Source organism: Olavius algarvensis spirochete endosymbiont, assembly GCA_900608495.1.
Classification (GTDB): Bacteria; Spirochaetota; Spirochaetia; order DSM-2461; family DSM-2461; genus UBA2779.
Genome location: UWYT01000304.1, coordinates 1 through 391, shown reverse-complemented (window position 1 = coordinate 391; position 391 = coordinate 1). Strand labels below are relative to the sequence as shown.

1 protein-coding gene is annotated in these 391 nt (G+C 46.5%); it reads left to right on the top strand.

Translation table 11 applies throughout. The features are described 5' to 3' along the window. Window positions 1-125: 125 nt before the first annotated feature. Window positions 126-391 (top strand): hypothetical protein (locus S1OALGB6SA_RS09255; protein WP_148084069.1); only part of this gene is annotated, 266 nt, incomplete at its 3' end.

Here is a 391-nt window from a genome sequence, read left to right as displayed (position 1 = left end):
AGCCAAGCTCGATAAACAGCTTCAATTTTCCCGAAAATAGCATGCGTTTTTCCAGATCGGGCAGTCTTTCGGGTGGAGTGGGACTCTCGAGCACGAAAACAATATCAAAAACAAAATCAGAAACAATGAAGAGCAGCTCACATTTCACTATCTCCGGCAGCGGTAATTTCGGCGGCAGCGTGGATAAAACCACCGAGATGCTGATGGACATCACCGGAGATGGGCTTCCCGACTATGTCAAATCAGCGGATAAACAGAATTATTTCAAGGCTCGCATCAACATCGGGGATGGATTCGCCGAAAGTCCGCTTATGATTTACAAGCCGAATTGGTCTGATGCGGATATGACTAATACCCCCAGCAATGAGAGTTTGAGAAGTACTCTCGATGA